Here is a 15,632-nt window from a genome sequence, read left to right on the forward strand (position 1 = left end):
TAACATAGTGACGCGAGATTGAAAAATGAATCTTGCATCGTACACTGGACAACGAATAGTTATGTGAAATTTTATGATTAGAATTTATTAAATAACGTTGTTTATTTTTGGATCCTTTAAGCGGAAAATCGAATCAATGTCTATTAACATAGCCTAGTATAAAAGCACCTCCGTAGAGATGCTTAATGCGTTGTTGATTCATGCTGTTTTGTTCGTCCAGCTTTGAGATTTTGCTTGAATTGTTTAAACCGAGATAGCTTTAATTCAATCATCGGTTGAGCAAATGATCCTACAAGGTTACTTGAAAGAATAGTCGTTAATACAAACGAAATGGCAACGAGTATGATGAAGTACTCCATGTTATTAAAGTAATTATGAAATTCACTTTCGCGGAAGAATTTAATAAAGAAACCGTGAAGCAAATATACATAGAGAGTTTGTTTTCCCCAGTTTGTGAAAAAGTATTGTCCACGCGGAATTAATGATAAGAAACTAAATACCATAATTAAACTTAAACCATAAAAACCAAGCCGCTTAAACATGGAAATAATCGTTGCTTCTTCAAGTTCTGAATAAGGCTTAGAACCGAGCAGCCATTTGTAATTAATATCAGGATATACATAGAAACCGATGAAAACAAGCAGCATGATGAAAAACGATGTCATTCGAATACTTGGTTTCGTTAGCTGCTTTAAGTTCTCTTTACTAATATGATAGCCAATTAAGAATAATGGGAAGAACACAAACGTTCTCGATAAACTTAAATAATTGGAAACCGAATCAATATACCCGACTAATAAGGCAATAATAATCGATAAACTAATGCCTATAAAAGGGGAAAGTTTTGCAAAACCGAGTAACATAATGTTCCAGCAAAATAAGCTGATTAAAAACCATAAAGACCATTGCGGGTCAAGTAAGTCAACCGATAATGATGAGCGCTGATATAAATAATAATAGTAAATCGTATAAATCACTTGAAAGATAATATAAGGTAGAATTAATTTTTTGGTGATTTTTAGGATATATCCTTTTTCATAAAAGCCTTTAGCAAATAATCCTGATACAAGGATGAAGGCCGGCATATGAAAAGAATAGATTGTTTTATATAAAGCTTGAATAATCTCGCTTTCATAAATATACGAATTAAGCAAATGTCCAAAAACAACAAAAGCTATCAAAATAAATTTTGCATTATCAAAATAAGTATCGCGATGTCGCATAGCCCCTCCTTAAAAGTGTAATAGAACCATATTGGTAATTATTGTATTTATAATCTAGTTTTTCATTAAATAATCATAGCTCTATCGATATGATGATGCAACTAGGAATTCTTTCATGTAGTGCTAGTATAAGAAAATCGGACATAATGATGGTAATCTGGCTTATATTACAGATTAAAGGGATTCTACTAATTGACAGAATCTAGTTTATTGGTTCCTTTTAATTTATATGAAAACCTGTAGAAAATGTCAAAAATTATTTCTTTCTTTGTTCGTTTGTACAGCATAAAATGAAAAGTTTTGTCTTATTTTGCGAATCTATTTACATATATTGTTTAATTTGTAATACTAGTTAATTATAAAGACTATAATTAATTAGGGGGATAAGGCCAATTACTATGAAGTTGAAAAAATTAAGGAGCCCGAGAGAAGTCTCGGCTGAAATAAATATAAAGAGAATAGAGATGATGGAATTAGCCCGAGTGTATGGAATGAATGGTGAGCCGACCGTTCGTTCAAGTCAAGAATTGGATTTATTAATTAATGAATATTTGATTTTACAGCATCATTTAGCTGTGAAAGTGAAAGTAAAAGTGAAAGAGAGTTTGGTTATTGGGCATGATTGTGGGTAAACTGACCTGTATACAAGGAGTATAACAGGTAGGCAAAATTAGAAATATCTTTTGGTTAATTTTTCTCAAAAAAGGTTGCATTGTTTGGTATAATAAAAAGCATCACGATGGAACAAAGGAAGATGGTATGGAGTTTATACAATTATTGAAGAATCAAGAAGTTACGCAAGCCGCTCTTTTCTCAGTTGAAGGGGAGCTAATGAATGTAATCATTAAGGATTCAAAAGAGTTTCATGCTGGAGATTCTGTTGCTTGTGTAGTTAATAATCAGAAGTTTGATACAAAAATTATAAAAAGACAACAACATAATTTATACTTATATATCCCTTGGTTTGATCAGTTAAATTTAAGGGAACGTAGAAAAGCCGTTCGTACCTGTTGTGAAATACGTGCTTATATACAATCAGAGCAAAAAGAAATACCTGTTACTGTTTTGGATGTAAGTATTACGGGACTAGGCTTTTTTTGTGCGCGTAAGCTTTCAGCGCATAGACCATATAAAATATCGTTTATGATGGAAGAGACTATGAATCATCTGGAAGTAATGATTCAACATGTGCAAGAAACCGAAGAGGGTTTTCGTTATGGATGTCAGTTTATTAATAGTAGGGAAGGGACTTTATTTCCGATTCGACGATATATTTTAAAACAGCAACTTACAAAGTTAGAAGACGTATAGACGCTGCTAAAGAAGGCTGACCCCTATAATCATTGAGTCAGCCATTTATTTTGTTTAGATTTCTAGTAGAAGAATCATAAAAAGTAATCCAATAATAAAGGAATATGTTGAGGATTGTTCATTCCCGTCACCGTGACTTTCAGGAATTAATTCTTTATAGATAATAAATAACATAGCTCCTGCTGCGAATGCTAAGCCGTATGGCACTAAAAAAGTAATGTAAGAGGTTAAATAATATCCTAATAAAGAAGTAACAATTTCAATCGATCCTGTTAAGGTTGCGATAATGAATGCTTTTAGCTTACTAATTTTTTGATTAAATAGAAATAAGGCAACTAATAAGCCTTCAGGGGCATTTTGTAAGCCAATTGCAAAAGCAATTAAATTCCCTGTTTCCGAAGCTGAATCCGAAGCATAGCTTACACCTACTGATAAACCTTCTGGGATGTTATGAAGGGTAATGGCTGTAACGATTAGCAATGCTTTCTCATCGAATTCAATTCCGCTCTTGTTATGATCTAGATCCATATGTGGAATGTTTTTTTCAAGTAATGTTAATGTTAGCACGCCAAGGAAAATGCCAATAACAAGCTGAATGTAGTTTCCATTTGCTAATGATTCAGGAATTAAACTCATAATGGAAGCAGCCATCATAATGCCCGCTGTAAAGGCAAGCAATGTATCCCGAAAGCGATGGCTGATTGTGTTTTTAAGAAATAGAATCGGTAAAGCGCCGACTCCGGTTGAAAGGGCAGATAAAATACTGCCTATTAATACTTCACTCATAACGTGCTCCTTACTCCATTTAGATAATCTATTGGAAGTATACAAAATGTTAGAAAAAGGTTATGCATACCATTTTTTTAATAGGTTATCTGAAGGAAGAATGATTGCTATAACACCTAAAATCGGCAGGAGACTAACGATTTTAATCATCGTAATAATCCCCACTACGTCTGCGATTGCTCCTAAAGCAACAGAGCCGACAGCGCCCATTCCAAAAGCAAATCCAACGGTTAGACCAGCCATTGTGCCAACTTTTCCAGGAAATAATTCTTGTGCGAAAATCACCGTTACAGAAAAACTTGTCATAATAATAAAGCCGATGATTAATAACAAGATAAAGGCTATAGTAGATGATACAAATGGTAATAGAATCGTTAATGGCGCGCTCAAAATAAAGGAATAAAGAATAACATTTTTTCGGCCGAAACGGTCAGCGAATGGTCCACCAAAAAACGTACCGATGGCTCCAGCTGCTAAAAAGGCAAAAAGAAAAAGCTGTGCTGTCTTAATAGGAAATCCATATTGCTCAATTAAATAAAAACTATAAAAGTTGGTCATACAAGAAATATACCAAGAACGAGCAAAAATGATAAATAATACGATACTTAATGCGATGGACACTTTTTTCGTTAATGCTTTGTTGCGCGTCTGTACTGCTTTTGTCTTCGGTTTAAATTCTACTAGTTTACGTGCATACCAATTCGCAATATACAGTAATAGCATGACAGCAAGAAAAGCAATAGGTGTAAACGAAAGAGCTCCTTTTTGTCCGAATGGAACAAGTATAAGGGCTGTAATAAGTGGAGCTAATGCTTGACCGCTGTTGCCTCCTACTTGATAAATGGACTGAGCAAGTCCGCGTCTTTGCCCCCCTGCCATAAAAGCAACGCGTGAGCCTTCTGGATGAAAAATAGCAGAGCCAAATCCCATTAGCAGTACCGCACATAAAATGATAGAATAAGTAGGTGCAATGGCTAGCAATGTAACCCCTATTAACGTACTTGTCAGTCCAATGGGAAGGGCATAAGGAATCGGTTTTTTATCTGTATAAAAACCGACGGCAGGTTGTAAGAGAGAAGACACGATGTTTAAAGTGAACGCAATCATACCTAGTTGGGTATAACTAAGAGACATCGTCTTTTCTAAAATCGGAAACATAGCTGGAACAACAGCTTGTAGTGAATCATTTAATAAATGGCATAAGCCAATGATGAGTAACACACGTAATGTCATTTCTTGACTTTGTTTGGTTGTTTTTTGACTAGTTGTCGCCGTGTTCATGATACTTCTAGCTCCTTCATTTATGTATTTTTCCTTCCTTTTAATAAAGGGAGATGGATGATATAAAGGCTTATGCTGAATCATGGGAAGCGCGTGAATATTTATTGGTATGAATTTACTGTGCTGTTTCTTAGTATATCAAACTGTATAAAGAAACAATAGCCTAGTGCTTAATAGGCAAATTTGACAAGAAAAGATAAATATATTACAATCATTTAAATTCGAGATATTTTAATTGAAAATATTTAAAGGTTGTGAAGTAATGGAGAAAGATAGTATTCAGCGTTCTTTAAAACTGTTTATTGTGTTATCGCGAGCGCATCGCTCTATCAATGATATCGTAAATAAACACATCGCTGAACATGGGCTAAATCCTACTGAATTTGCTGTGTTAGAATTGCTTTATCATAAAGGAGATCAACCGTTGCAGCAAATAGGAGGAAAGATTTTGCTTGCGAGCGGTAGTATCACATATGTTGTGGATAAATTAGAGCAAAAAGAATATTTAATCCGTGTGGCATGTAAAGATGATCGTCGTGTTACGTTTGCGCAAATTACGGAAAAAGGAAAATCCTTTATCGAGGGGATGTTCCCTGAACATGAAAAAAGAATTGATGATATTATGAGTGCGTTGACTCCAGAAGAGAAAGAAACAGCGATTGAATTAATTAAGAAGATTGGTTATGGCGTGCAATCATAATAAATAGATGGACTGAAGAACACCTTATAGATGAGGTGTTCTTTTTAATGGATTAAACATGTTTGTTGAACAAATCCTTTATCTTACATGGAGGATCTGCAATATTTTTTTGAATGATAGGAGAAAAGATTTCCAATGTCGGATAATATGCTATGCTTACAGGGAGGTTATACACTAGGGTTATACATTATGAAAGAAAAGGGAGTGCGAGCATGACATTTATGGAATATGAGTATACGCGTCCACAAATAGAGGAAGTGAAAGAGCTATTTTCTTCCACTATGGAGAGGTTTAAAGAAGCAAAGAATGCGGATGAACAAATGGAAGCCGTACAAGACATTAATCAAATGCGCAATTCTGTGAGCACAATGTTTAATATTGCTCACATTCGTCATTCCATTAATACACACGATGAATTTTACAAAGTGGAAAATGACTATTTAGATGAGTTCGCTCCAGAGATGGAAGAAGTAACATCGTTGTTTTATGAAGAGCTGGTACGTTCTCCATTTAGGGAAGAGCTTGAAGCTAAGTGGGGACCTCAGCTGTTTAAACTAGCAGAAGCTCAGTTAAAAACATTTTCACCAACGGTTATTCCGTTATTGCAAAAGGAAAATAAGCTGTCTAGTGAATATTCACAACTTATTGCTTCAGCGAAAATCGAATTTGAAGGAGAGGAGCGTACACTTGCTCAATTACAGCCATTTATGGAGTCGCCGAATCGCGAGCTACGGAAGAGCGCAAGTGATGCGTACTATCAGTTTTTGGCATCCAATGAAGCAAAGCTCGATCAAATTTTTGATGAGCTCGTAAAAGTACGTCATGAAATAGCGACGAAGCTTGGGTATAAGAACTTTGTGGAGCTTGGATATTACCGCATGGCCCGAACAGATTACAACGCGGAAATGGTTGCTAAGTTTCGGAAGCAAGTGGAGGAAGTTATCGTACCCCTTGTGAGCCGTTTAAAGAAACGTCAACAAGAGCGTATCGGTGTTGAGACTTTAAAGTTTTTTGATGAAAACTTTGAATTTAAAACAGGAAACGCAACGCCAAAGGGAAATGCTTATTGGATTATTGCGAACGGTAAAAAAATGTATAGTGAGCTTTCTGCAGAAACGAAAGAGTTTTTTGACTTTATGGTAGACAATGAGTTGATGGATTTAGTTGCGAAAAAAGGAAAAGAAAGCGGTGGGTATTGTACATTTATTGAAGATTACAAAGCTCCGTATATTTTCTCGAATTTCAATGGTACATCTGGGGATATCGATGTATTAACGCATGAAGCAGGGCATGCCTTCCAAGTCTATCGAAGTCGCTTGCAAGATATTCCTGAATATTATTGGCCTACTTATGAGGCATGTGAAATTCATTCAATGAGTATGGAATTTTTGACTTGGCCGTGGATGGAATTATTCTTTAAGGAAGATACCGATAAATATAAGTTTTCTCATTTAAGCTCTGCGTTAGTGTTTTTGCCATACGGTGTAGCTGTCGATGAGTTTCAGCATTTTGTATATGAGAACCCTGAGGCAACACCAGATGAAAGAAAGCAAGCATGGAGACAGATTGAGAAAAAATATTTGCCGCACCGTGATTATGATGGCAATCCTTTTTTAGAAAAGGGTGGCTTTTGGCAACGTCAAGCACATATTTATAATTCTCCTTTCTATTATATTGACTATACGCTGGCGCAAATTTGTGCGTTTCAATTTTGGAAACGAGCTATAGAAGGAGATCGTACGGCTTGGGACGATTATTTACATTTATGCGATTTAGGTGGCAGTCGCTCATTTCTCGGTCTTGTTGAGGCAGCTAACTTAAAATCACCGTTTGAAGATGGAACCGTTCAAGAGGTTGTTGCTACTATTGATGCTTGGTTAGCGACCGTTGACGATCAGGCTCTATAAGCAGGGAAAAGCTAATCTACGCGATTAGCTTTTTTTATTGATGGAAGTTTCACTTTATGCTAACCAACAGAGTTTGATAATAGAGTCTTAAATATATAATGATATCTGACCACTCCCATCTCTAAAGGGGGGCCAGCGCACCGTAATGGGCTTTCTTTTCGCAAAATCCGTAATAAGCTTGTCTAAAACGCCTTCTCTACACATATAGATGGGATAATAAGGAGGCGAAGGGATGTTGTCACGGTGGGCAGGAGTTTTTCAGATTGCGGCGGTTTATGTTGGAACCATTGTAGGTGCCGGTTTTGCAACTGGAAAGGAAATTGTTGAATTTTTTACCCAATACGGCCTATACGGCTTTTTAGGGATTTTAATAGCAGGTTATTTATTTATCTTTATAGGAACAAAAATGATGCTTATTTCTTCCCGAATTCATGCGGCTTCTTATGAGGAGTTTAATGAATATTTATTTGGTAAAAAGATTGCTTCTATTATTAATTTGCTATTTTTAGCGATGCTGGTAGGGGTTAGTGCCGTGATGCTTTCCGGAGCAGGAGCTGTCTTTGAGGAACAGTTAGGAATGTCTAAACATATTGGTGTTTGGTTAACGATTGTGCTCGCAATCGCAGTTCTAATATTTGGAACGCGGGGATTATTCGCGATTAATTCATTTGTTGTGCCAATCATGATTAGTTTTAGTGTACTTTTATGTGTGTTAACGATTGGAAACGGGGGTTTTTTGGAATCGTTATTACACATACCAGAAACAGGAATTACGGTAAAAGTGTTATTCTCTCCTTTTTCGTATACGGCTTTCAATTTAGCGCTGGCGCAAGCGGTACTTGTGCCGATTGCCTATGAAGTTCAAGATCAGGAAACCATTAAGCGCGGCGGCATGCTTGGAGGAATCTTTCTCACTATCATTTTGTTATCGGGTCATTTTGCCTTAATGACTTTGCCTAATATAGCAGATTATGAAATTCCTTCCGCTATTATTATGAAATCAGCAGGAGAGACTTTATATTGGGTATTTATTCTTGTAATCTATGGGGAAATCTTTACGTCAGTTATTGGGAATATATTTGGTTTAGAACGACAAATTAGTGGATTTTGGAAAGTGCCAAGTATTTGTATTATTCTCCTCTTGTTTATGATTGCCTTTTTTATTAGTGAGGTAGGCTATGGGAGATTAATTGGCTATTTATATCCATTGTTTGGGTACATCAGTTTACTTTTTTTAGTGCTTGTTTGGCGAAGTAAGGTTGAATGAATAGACAAGAGAAAGGAGCTATTTGCGCCTTTCTCTTGTCGTCGTTTTATTTTTTTGCAAGAATCGTTTTTGCCATTTCTAAAAAGGCACCTCGATAATCTGCTTCTTTTGTTGTAAACATTGTAAGAAGAACAGGAGCCTTTTCGTTTTTGAGTAAAACGGAGGTAACAACTTCATTGTCTGGTGTTACTACTTCATAACTGACACCATTTTCAATCTGGAGCTTCGGATCAGAAATCGATTCTGAAATACTGCTAAGGAACGTTTTCATATATTTTTCTGTTTCTACTAAATCTGTACCTTCTGGTAATAGCTCAATACGCATCGAAATGGCATCATTTTCAGATAAAAAAACGAGATCTTTGCCGGGTTCTTCAGCGCTTAATTCAAATTCCGGAAGTACGTACATATTAAATGGTTGGTTGTCGCTTGTTTTTAAGAAAGCTGTTTCTTCTTTGCTTTCTTTGTTTAACGTATACTTTAAATTTGTTTCCATGATGCGTACTTCGTTGGATTGTTCTTCATTTGTCTTCTTATTTTCTGAAGAGCCATTTTGGTTTTCATTCGTTTCTTCAGTTTGTGATGAATCATTTTGCTTTTCATTTACTTCTTCGTTTGTTGGTTCTTTTACTTCTTCTTTATCTGCTGTGCCGCATCCTGTTAATACTAATGTTGCCACAGCAACTCCTGATAAGATTGATGTCCATTTTGTCATACTGTTTTCCCTCAACTTTCTGAAATGTCTCTTGTGTTTATGAGCAAGAATATTTACGACAGGTCCCTTCTATTATAGCTGTTTCTTTTAGAAAGGAGTTATAGGAATGTGTAAATATAAGCACAAATGTCACAAATTAGGCATTTTTGTCTACAGAGTTGAGGGATGTACAACTGTTGTGTTGTATACTGGGAAATTATTTAATGATTGTGTAGTTTTTATGGTTGACAACTGTTTTTTGTTCAAGCTCTAAATCGCGATAATTGTCCATATAGGTCACATCGACAATGACAGAGTTTTCATTTACTTTCTCAACGATTCCTTGTAAACCTTCGCGAAATTCAATAATATTACCTACTTCTGCTTTTTTCATTGCGATCATCCTTTCATAGTTCAGATTAATGGACCAAAAAAGAGGGTTAAACTATGTATATGCTGTTTTGGTCTGTCGACTACAAAATTATTTAAGAGTCGATTGCGAGGTGGATTAAAAATACTATTCATTTGACGAAGATAAATAGTTTACTATACAGTTTGCACTATTTTTTACGGTTCGTAAAGAAAATAGTAGAAAAAATTACAAAAAATTCAAAAAAACTTTAGGAAGTGGACATGTGCTACAATGAGAAAGGTTTTTAGAACAATGTTATTGAACAGAACCTAGAAGAAAAGGATAAAGGAATGGTGGTATATACAATGAACGAACAAGACGTACAAACAATTCTTAATCAATTAGCGAATCGGGATATTCAGGAGTATAAAGTAACAAAGGAGCATTTTATGACGTTTCGACAACAGCTTGTGAAGCGAGAAGATTTTAAACATTTTCGTGGAGAAGCGAAGCATAATGGGGAAGTCGTGTATACATATTTAGATGAAGCGCGTAGTTAAGGTAAACGGCCGGCTTATAGAGAGCTGGCCGTTTATTTTGTTTTTTAGCTTCTGTTTTAGCGTTGTGATGGACGGAACCCAGAGGCTTTTGCTTCTTCTTCGGTACAAAACATTTCTTCTGCTTTTGTTACATCGTAGTGTGCACCGGAAGGAAGATGATAGATTTTATCTCCTTTTGAATTAATATTTCCTTTAATAGTTGGGTTTGCGCAAGTTTGTTCATTAACAGTAGGCTCTTTTTGCGTTTTGTCTTTTGTATCTGCAACTGAATCATTAAATCCTTTTGATGTTACATAATTTTCGATGGACCAAATGCCAATGGCTTTCTTTTGGGCTTCTTTCTGTACTGCTTCTAGTTCATCTAAATATTTTGTGTTGGGAGCATACACATAGGCTACTCGTGCAAGTCCTCTTTCAAGCAGCATTTTGTTGACCATTTTGCCATCTACATAAAAGTAGGCAAGCAAGCGTCCGTATTTATCTCGTTCGCTAATGCCGGTTTCGACTTCCACTTTAGAACCAGGAGGCATTAATTCTTTTGAAAATTGACTTGCTTCTGGTCCAAAGGGTTGAACACCTTTGGATGGATGAACGGTTTCCGGTGTATCGATAAGAAGTAAGCGGACCGTTTCTTCGTTGCCGTTTGGCAGCTTAATTTTCACGGTATCTCCATCGACGACTTTAACAATTTCTGCGGTGAAGGTGCTTCCTTTCTTTTCTTGAACGGTTTCTTCCTTATTAGTAGAGTTAGTTTGTTGTGCTGTTGCGTTCTCTGTTTTGTTTTCTATTGTTTCTGTTTCACTACAAGCGGTTAGTAAAAGGATACTCATACATGCAAGTAGGATATATTTTAAATAGGATTGTAGCATAAGGGACCTCCATTTATATTGGTTGTACATTTCCGATGATTGAATTAAGATACAGAAAGAAAACGTATATTTTTACTAAAGTTATAGTGTAGTTAAATGAAGGGGAAAAGTAAAGGGGCATATGGAGAGATGTTTGTTTTAGAAAAGGTCGTTTATAAAGGGATTATTAATCTCGATTATCTTGAAGTGAAGTCGGGCGTTGTCACTTGTCTTGTAGGAGAAAGCGGGGCAGGAAAAACGACGTTGCTACGACTGTTGAATCGTATGAAAGATATTGATAGCGGAAAAATCTTGTATCGTGATACACCAATTGAACAGTTTAATCCCATTGCCTATCGCAGAAAGGTAACGATGCTGTCACAAACAGCTTTGATTTTCCCAGGAACGATTGAGCATAATCTTCAAGTAGGGTTAGAGCTCACCGGAAGACCTGCTTGCTCATTGGCCGAATTAGAAGAAGTATTAGAGATTGTACAGTTACAGAAAGGGTTATCGGAAGATGCCGAAACACTTTCTGGTGGAGAAAAGCAAAGGGTGGCACTGGCAAGACTTCTTCTTTTACAACCTGAAGTGTATCTGCTGGATGAACCGACTGCTGCTTTAGATGAAGAAACGGAATTAAAGGTGATGACGCGCTTTCTTGCAAAGGTTAAGGAGGCGGGTGGGAGCGTTATTATGATTACGCATTCGAAAAAGTTGGTTGAGCAGTGTGCAGATCGAACGATTATGCTGAAAAAACAATAAGGGCGTGAAGAAAGTATGGAGAGTAACGGTATCATTGATATTCAATTTTGGCGCCTTTGTGCAGCATATGTGTTTGTGGTGATCTTACTAGTAATCGTGAAAAGGCGGGGGATTTCTCGTGAAAGGGAAATTATTATTGCGACTTTTCGTATGACTATTCAACTGTTTATAGCAGGATATGTGTTAACGTATATGTTCAATGATCCACATCCAGTTATTACAATTACCATGTTAGGAGCTATGTCCATCTTTTCCATTATGAATATTTTTAAACAAATGAAGTTTTCACTTAAGCGACAAATCAAGTGGTGTATTGCGTGCAGCATGATGACAGGGCCGATTATTACTTTATTATTCTTTAATGGCATCGTCATTCATTTTACACCATGGTACGAACCGCGCTATGTTATCCCAATCGCAGGGATGATTATAGGTAGTGCGATGACGGGATTAACGCTTGCTTTAAAAAATTTATATGAAGGAATGACTAGTAACCGGGATAAAATTGAGGCGATGCTTATGCTGGGGGCTGCTCCTACAAAAGCGGTTAAGAAATATGTCGATCAAGCCTTTGATTCTGCTGTGCTGCCGACGATTAATAATATGTTAGGGATGGGGATTGTTTTTTTACCCGGTATGATGACAGGCCAAATTCTTGCAGGAATTAGTCCCACAGTGGCCATTGAATATCAAATTGCAGTTATTTTAGGCGGGCTTGGCGGTGTCTCGTTAACCGTTATTATCTTTATTCTGCTTAGCTATAAAGTGTTTTTTACGAAGAATGCACAATTAGATTTATAAACAAATTATTTATAAACGAGATTTTTAAATGGATTTTAATAAGAATTTCTTGATTTTTTACTATTTGTTTGGATTTTCGTTTGTTTGTAACAAGTAGTAATGCTATTCTGAAGAATGAAGGATTGTTCCTTGTTCATTTAAAAGAAAAGGCTTTCCTAATTTGTTGATCATCTTAATAAAGGGGTTAGATTGATATGATAGAAAAAAAGTTTAAAGTAGTTGCGGAAACAGGCATTCATGCGCGTCCAGCAACGTTATTAGTACAGGCGGCTGGTAAATTCGATTCAGAAATTACATTGGAATATAAAGGGAGAACGGTGAACCTTAAGTCTATTATGGGTGTAATGTCTTTAGGTGTTGGTAAAAATGCGGATATCACGATTACAGCTACCGGCAGCGATGAAAATGATGCGATTAAAACGCTTACGGAGACACTGGATAAAGAAGGTTTAGCTCATTAATATGTCCACTCTATTAAGTGGAGTCGCCGCTTCTGCTGGAATAGCCATTGCAAAAGCGTATCGACTCGACGAACCTATATTGTTTGTCGAAAGAAGAACGATTGAAAACAGTGCTGCGGAAATTGTCCGTTTTCAAGAAATGATACATAAGTCACGAGCTGAGCTCAAGATGATACGGGCGAAAGCAGAACAGCATGTTGGTGATGATCACGCAGCCATCTTTGATGCTCATTTACTTATACTAGAAGATCCAGAATTTTTGCTTTCTATTCAACATAAAATTCAAACAGAACAAATCAATGCTGAGTTTGCGATGCAGGAAACGGTCGATATGTTTATGATGATGTTTGAGGAGAATGATAATCTATTGATTAGGGAACGCGCAATTGATCTTTATGATGTGAAAATGCGGTTGTTAGCTCATCTTCTTGGTGTTCATCTGCCTAATCCAAGTTTAATAGCGGAAGACGTCATCATTATTGCAAATGACTTGAAACCGTCAGATACTGCTCGATTAAATCCTCTCTATGTAAAAGGCTTCGCCACGGAACGCGGAGCCAGTTCATCGCATTCCGCTATCATTGCCCGCTCTCTTAATATTCCAGCGATTGTAGGAGTAAAAGAAGGGCTAGCTTCTATTAATCATGGTGATATGGTGATTATTGATGGATTTAGAGGGCAGGTCCATATTAATCCAACCTCTGAATTGATGAAGCGCTATGAGTCGGAACAAATTGCGGAACAAGCTATAACAAGCAAATGGGATCATTTTGTTCATCAACCAACTGTAACTAAAGACGGGCATCAAGTAACTTTAGCAGCGAACATCGTTTCAGAGAAAGAGGGAAGCAGCGTTCTCTTCAATGGTGCGGAAGGTGTAGGATTATTTCGTACGGAATTTTTATTTATGGGGAGAAATGAGTTACCGAGTGAAGAAAAACAGTTTCAAACGTATAAGGCGATTTTAGTAGGCATGCAAGGAAAACCAGTTGTCATTCGCACATTAGATGTTGGGGGGATAAAGACGTTCCGCACTTACATCTCCCTTATGAAAGTAATCCTTTTTTAGGATATAGAGCGATTCGTTACTCGTTAAAAGAGCCTGTTCAATTTGAGAGGCAATTACGGGCATTGCTTCGTGCGAGCGTCTTTGGTCATTTAAAAATTATGTTCCCAATGGTTACGACTTTAACAGAGCTACGTACAGCTAAAATGCTCTTGAATAAAGTGAAGCAAGAGCTGCTGGATGCCGGAACGCAGGTAAACGAGAACATTAAGATTGGGATGATGGTAGAGGTACCGGCGACGGCAATTATGGCGGATGTGTTTGCGAAGGAAGTTGATTTCTTTAGTATCGGTACAAATGACCTTATTCAGTATACGATGGCAGCGGATCGTCTAAATGAACGAGTAGCTTATTTATATCAACCATACAATCCAGCTATTTTTCGCTTAATTAAAATGGTGATTGATGCCGCTCATAATCAAGGTAAATGGGTAGGTTTATGTGGGGAGATGGCAGCAGATCCAATAGCAATCCCTATTTTATTAGGGCTGGGTGTAGAGGAGTTTTCCATGAATGCTGCTTCCATCTTACAAGTTCGTTCTTATATTCATCAGCTTTCACAAGCAGAAATGAGAAAGCTGGCAGAGACTATATTACATATGGAAACAGCGGAGGATGTCCAACAATTTATTCAGCAAGCACTGAATGATGTATGTTAGGGAATCTCTGCTATGATTTTGATGTCGAATGGACAAAGCCATTCGGCTATTTTTCATGTATATAAATGAAAAATTTGAGCGTTTATTTCTCTATTTTTCCTAATAGACAGCTATAATAGTAGTCATAGAAGTAAATTGATAACATTAGGAGGATGACAATGGATTTTCAATTAGAGAATAAAAATGCACTGATTTTAGCATCAAGTCAAGGGTTAGGGAAGGCGATTGCAGCAGAGCTTGTAAAAGAGGGAAGTAATGTGATGCTTGTTGGCCGTTATGAGGAGAAGCTTGTTAACGCTCAAGAAGAACTGCAAAAGCTAGGATTAGGGAAAGTTGTTTATACAGTAACAGATCTTTCGAAATTAGAAGATATCCAAGCCCTTGTCAAAAAGACGGTAGACGAGTTTGGAAGTATTGATATTTTAATCAATAATGCAGGAGGACCGCCTGCTGGGACGTTTGTGGATATGAGTGATGAGCATTGGCAGCAATCTTTTGAGCTGAATTTACTTAGTTATATTCGTACGATTCGTGAAAGCTTGCCTTATTTAAAGCAAAAGGGAGGAAGAATTGTGAATATTGCTTCTTCTTCGATTAAAGAACCGATTCAAGGGTTGATTTTATCCAATACGTTTCGAACAGCCATTGTTGGGTTAGCTAAAACATTGTCTGTTGAATTAGGTCCTGACAATATTTTAATTAATACAGTTGGACCAGGACGAATTGCAACGGAGCGTATTCAATATTTAGATGAAGTAACAGCTGAGAAAAAAGGAATTACACAGGAGCAATTATCTCAGCAATTACTGAAAAATATTCCTCTTGGCCGATATGGAGAACCTGAGGAGTTTGCTAAGTTTGTGACGTTCCTCGTTTCAGGAGCGAATACGTATCTAACAGGACAGTCTTATTTAGTAGATGGCGGTATGGTTAAATCAATTTAAACAAACG

At 36.7% G+C, this 15,632-nt stretch carries 16 protein-coding genes and 1 pseudogene; 11 read left to right on the forward strand and 6 right to left on the reverse strand.

The features are described 5' to 3' along the window. Nucleotides 1-182 precede the first annotated feature (182 nt). Nucleotides 183-1,223, reverse strand: a complete 1,041-nt coding sequence (locus tag BAOM_RS06730) for an acyltransferase family protein (protein WP_127759614.1) — start codon at nt 1,221-1,223, stop codon at nt 183-185. A gap of 398 nt (nt 1,224-1,621) precedes the next feature. Here BAOM_RS06730 and BAOM_RS06735 point away from each other — a divergent pair, with 398 nt between their 5' ends. Together BAOM_RS06735 and BAOM_RS06740 are read left to right on the forward strand one after the other, a co-directional pair. Then, nucleotides 1,622-1,855 carry an aspartyl-phosphate phosphatase Spo0E family protein gene (locus BAOM_RS06735; protein WP_119116107.1) on the forward strand — a complete coding sequence of 78 codons (234 nt, stop codon included), beginning with the start codon at nt 1,622-1,624 and terminating at the stop codon, nt 1,853-1,855. A gap of 127 nt (nt 1,856-1,982) precedes the next feature. Continuing rightward, nucleotides 1,983-2,534, forward strand: coding sequence for a PilZ domain-containing protein (locus BAOM_RS06740; RefSeq protein WP_127759615.1), 552 nt, complete (start codon nt 1,983-1,985; stop codon nt 2,532-2,534). Between the two features lie 54 nt (nt 2,535-2,588). Here the strand turns inward: BAOM_RS06740 and BAOM_RS06745 are convergent, their stop codons facing one another. Continuing rightward, nucleotides 2,589-3,320, reverse strand: coding sequence for a ZIP family metal transporter (locus BAOM_RS06745; protein ID WP_127759616.1), 732 nt, complete (start codon nt 3,318-3,320; stop codon nt 2,589-2,591). 60 nt (nt 3,321-3,380) lie between these two features. Beyond that, nucleotides 3,381-4,601: an MFS transporter gene (locus tag BAOM_RS06750; RefSeq protein ID WP_127759617.1), complete on the reverse strand. Its 1,221-nt coding sequence runs from the start codon at nt 4,599-4,601 to the stop codon at nt 3,381-3,383. 262 nt (nt 4,602-4,863) lie between these two features. Between BAOM_RS06750 and BAOM_RS06755 the strand changes: the two genes are divergently transcribed. From BAOM_RS06755 to BAOM_RS06765, 3 genes are all read left to right on the forward strand, one after another. Beyond that, nucleotides 4,864-5,301, forward strand: a complete 438-nt coding sequence (locus BAOM_RS06755; protein ID WP_127759618.1) for a MarR family winged helix-turn-helix transcriptional regulator — start codon at nt 4,864-4,866, stop codon at nt 5,299-5,301. Nucleotides 5,302-5,513: 212 nt separating this feature from the next. Next, the gene (locus BAOM_RS06760) at nt 5,514-7,208 is read left to right on the forward strand and encodes a M3 family oligoendopeptidase (RefSeq protein WP_127759619.1); all 1,695 of its coding nucleotides are present in this window, start codon (nt 5,514-5,516) and stop codon (nt 7,206-7,208) included. 232 nt (nt 7,209-7,440) lie between these two features. After that, nucleotides 7,441-8,475, forward strand: coding sequence for a YkvI family membrane protein (locus tag BAOM_RS06765; protein WP_127759620.1), 1,035 nt, complete (start codon nt 7,441-7,443; stop codon nt 8,473-8,475). 46 nt (nt 8,476-8,521) lie between these two features. On the opposite strand, the gene BAOM_RS06770 is transcribed toward BAOM_RS06765, so the two are convergent. Both BAOM_RS06770 and BAOM_RS06775 read right to left on the reverse strand, forming a co-directional pair. After that, nucleotides 8,522-9,190, reverse strand: coding sequence for a hypothetical protein (locus tag BAOM_RS06770; RefSeq protein WP_127759621.1), 669 nt, complete (start codon nt 9,188-9,190; stop codon nt 8,522-8,524). A 196-nt stretch (nt 9,191-9,386) separates the two neighbouring features. Beyond that, on the reverse strand, nt 9,387-9,563 hold the full coding sequence (locus BAOM_RS06775; RefSeq protein WP_127759622.1) for a YkvS family protein: 177 nt from the start codon (nt 9,561-9,563) through the stop codon (nt 9,387-9,389). A 323-nt stretch (nt 9,564-9,886) separates the two neighbouring features. Between BAOM_RS06775 and BAOM_RS06780 the strand changes: the two genes are divergently transcribed. After that, complete coding sequence (locus BAOM_RS06780) at nt 9,887-10,081, forward strand: abortive phage infection protein (RefSeq protein WP_127759623.1); 195 nt, start codon at nt 9,887-9,889, stop codon at nt 10,079-10,081. Between the two features lie 56 nt (nt 10,082-10,137). Here the strand turns inward: BAOM_RS06780 and BAOM_RS06785 are convergent, their stop codons facing one another. Next, nucleotides 10,138-10,950 (reverse strand): thermonuclease family protein, encoded by an 813-nt coding sequence (locus BAOM_RS06785; RefSeq protein WP_127759624.1) that lies wholly within the window; start codon nt 10,948-10,950, stop codon nt 10,138-10,140. Nucleotides 10,951-11,079: 129 nt separating this feature from the next. Here BAOM_RS06785 and BAOM_RS06790 point away from each other — a divergent pair, with 129 nt between their 5' ends. From BAOM_RS06790 to BAOM_RS06810, 5 genes and pseudogenes are all read left to right on the forward strand, one after another. Next, complete coding sequence (locus BAOM_RS06790; protein ID WP_127759625.1) at nt 11,080-11,694, forward strand: ABC transporter ATP-binding protein; 615 nt, start codon at nt 11,080-11,082, stop codon at nt 11,692-11,694. 15 nt (nt 11,695-11,709) lie between these two features. Next, on the forward strand, nt 11,710-12,495 hold the full coding sequence (locus BAOM_RS06795; RefSeq protein WP_127759626.1) for an ABC transporter permease: 786 nt from the start codon (nt 11,710-11,712) through the stop codon (nt 12,493-12,495). A gap of 194 nt (nt 12,496-12,689) precedes the next feature. Continuing rightward, a complete protein-coding gene (locus tag BAOM_RS06800) occupies nt 12,690-12,956 on the forward strand; it encodes a phosphocarrier protein HPr (protein ID WP_119116119.1) in 267 nt (88 codons plus the stop codon). A 1-nt stretch (nt 12,957) separates the two neighbouring features. Continuing rightward, nucleotides 12,958-14,681, forward strand: a pseudogene (gene ptsP, locus BAOM_RS06805) (phosphoenolpyruvate--protein phosphotransferase). Between the two features lie 158 nt (nt 14,682-14,839). Then, nucleotides 14,840-15,625, forward strand: coding sequence for an SDR family oxidoreductase (locus BAOM_RS06810; protein WP_127759627.1), 786 nt, complete (start codon nt 14,840-14,842; stop codon nt 15,623-15,625). Nucleotides 15,626-15,632 lie beyond the last annotated feature (7 nt).

Source organism: Peribacillus asahii, assembly GCF_004006295.1.
Classification (GTDB): Bacteria; Bacillota; Bacilli; order Bacillales; family DSM-1321; genus Peribacillus; species Peribacillus asahii_A.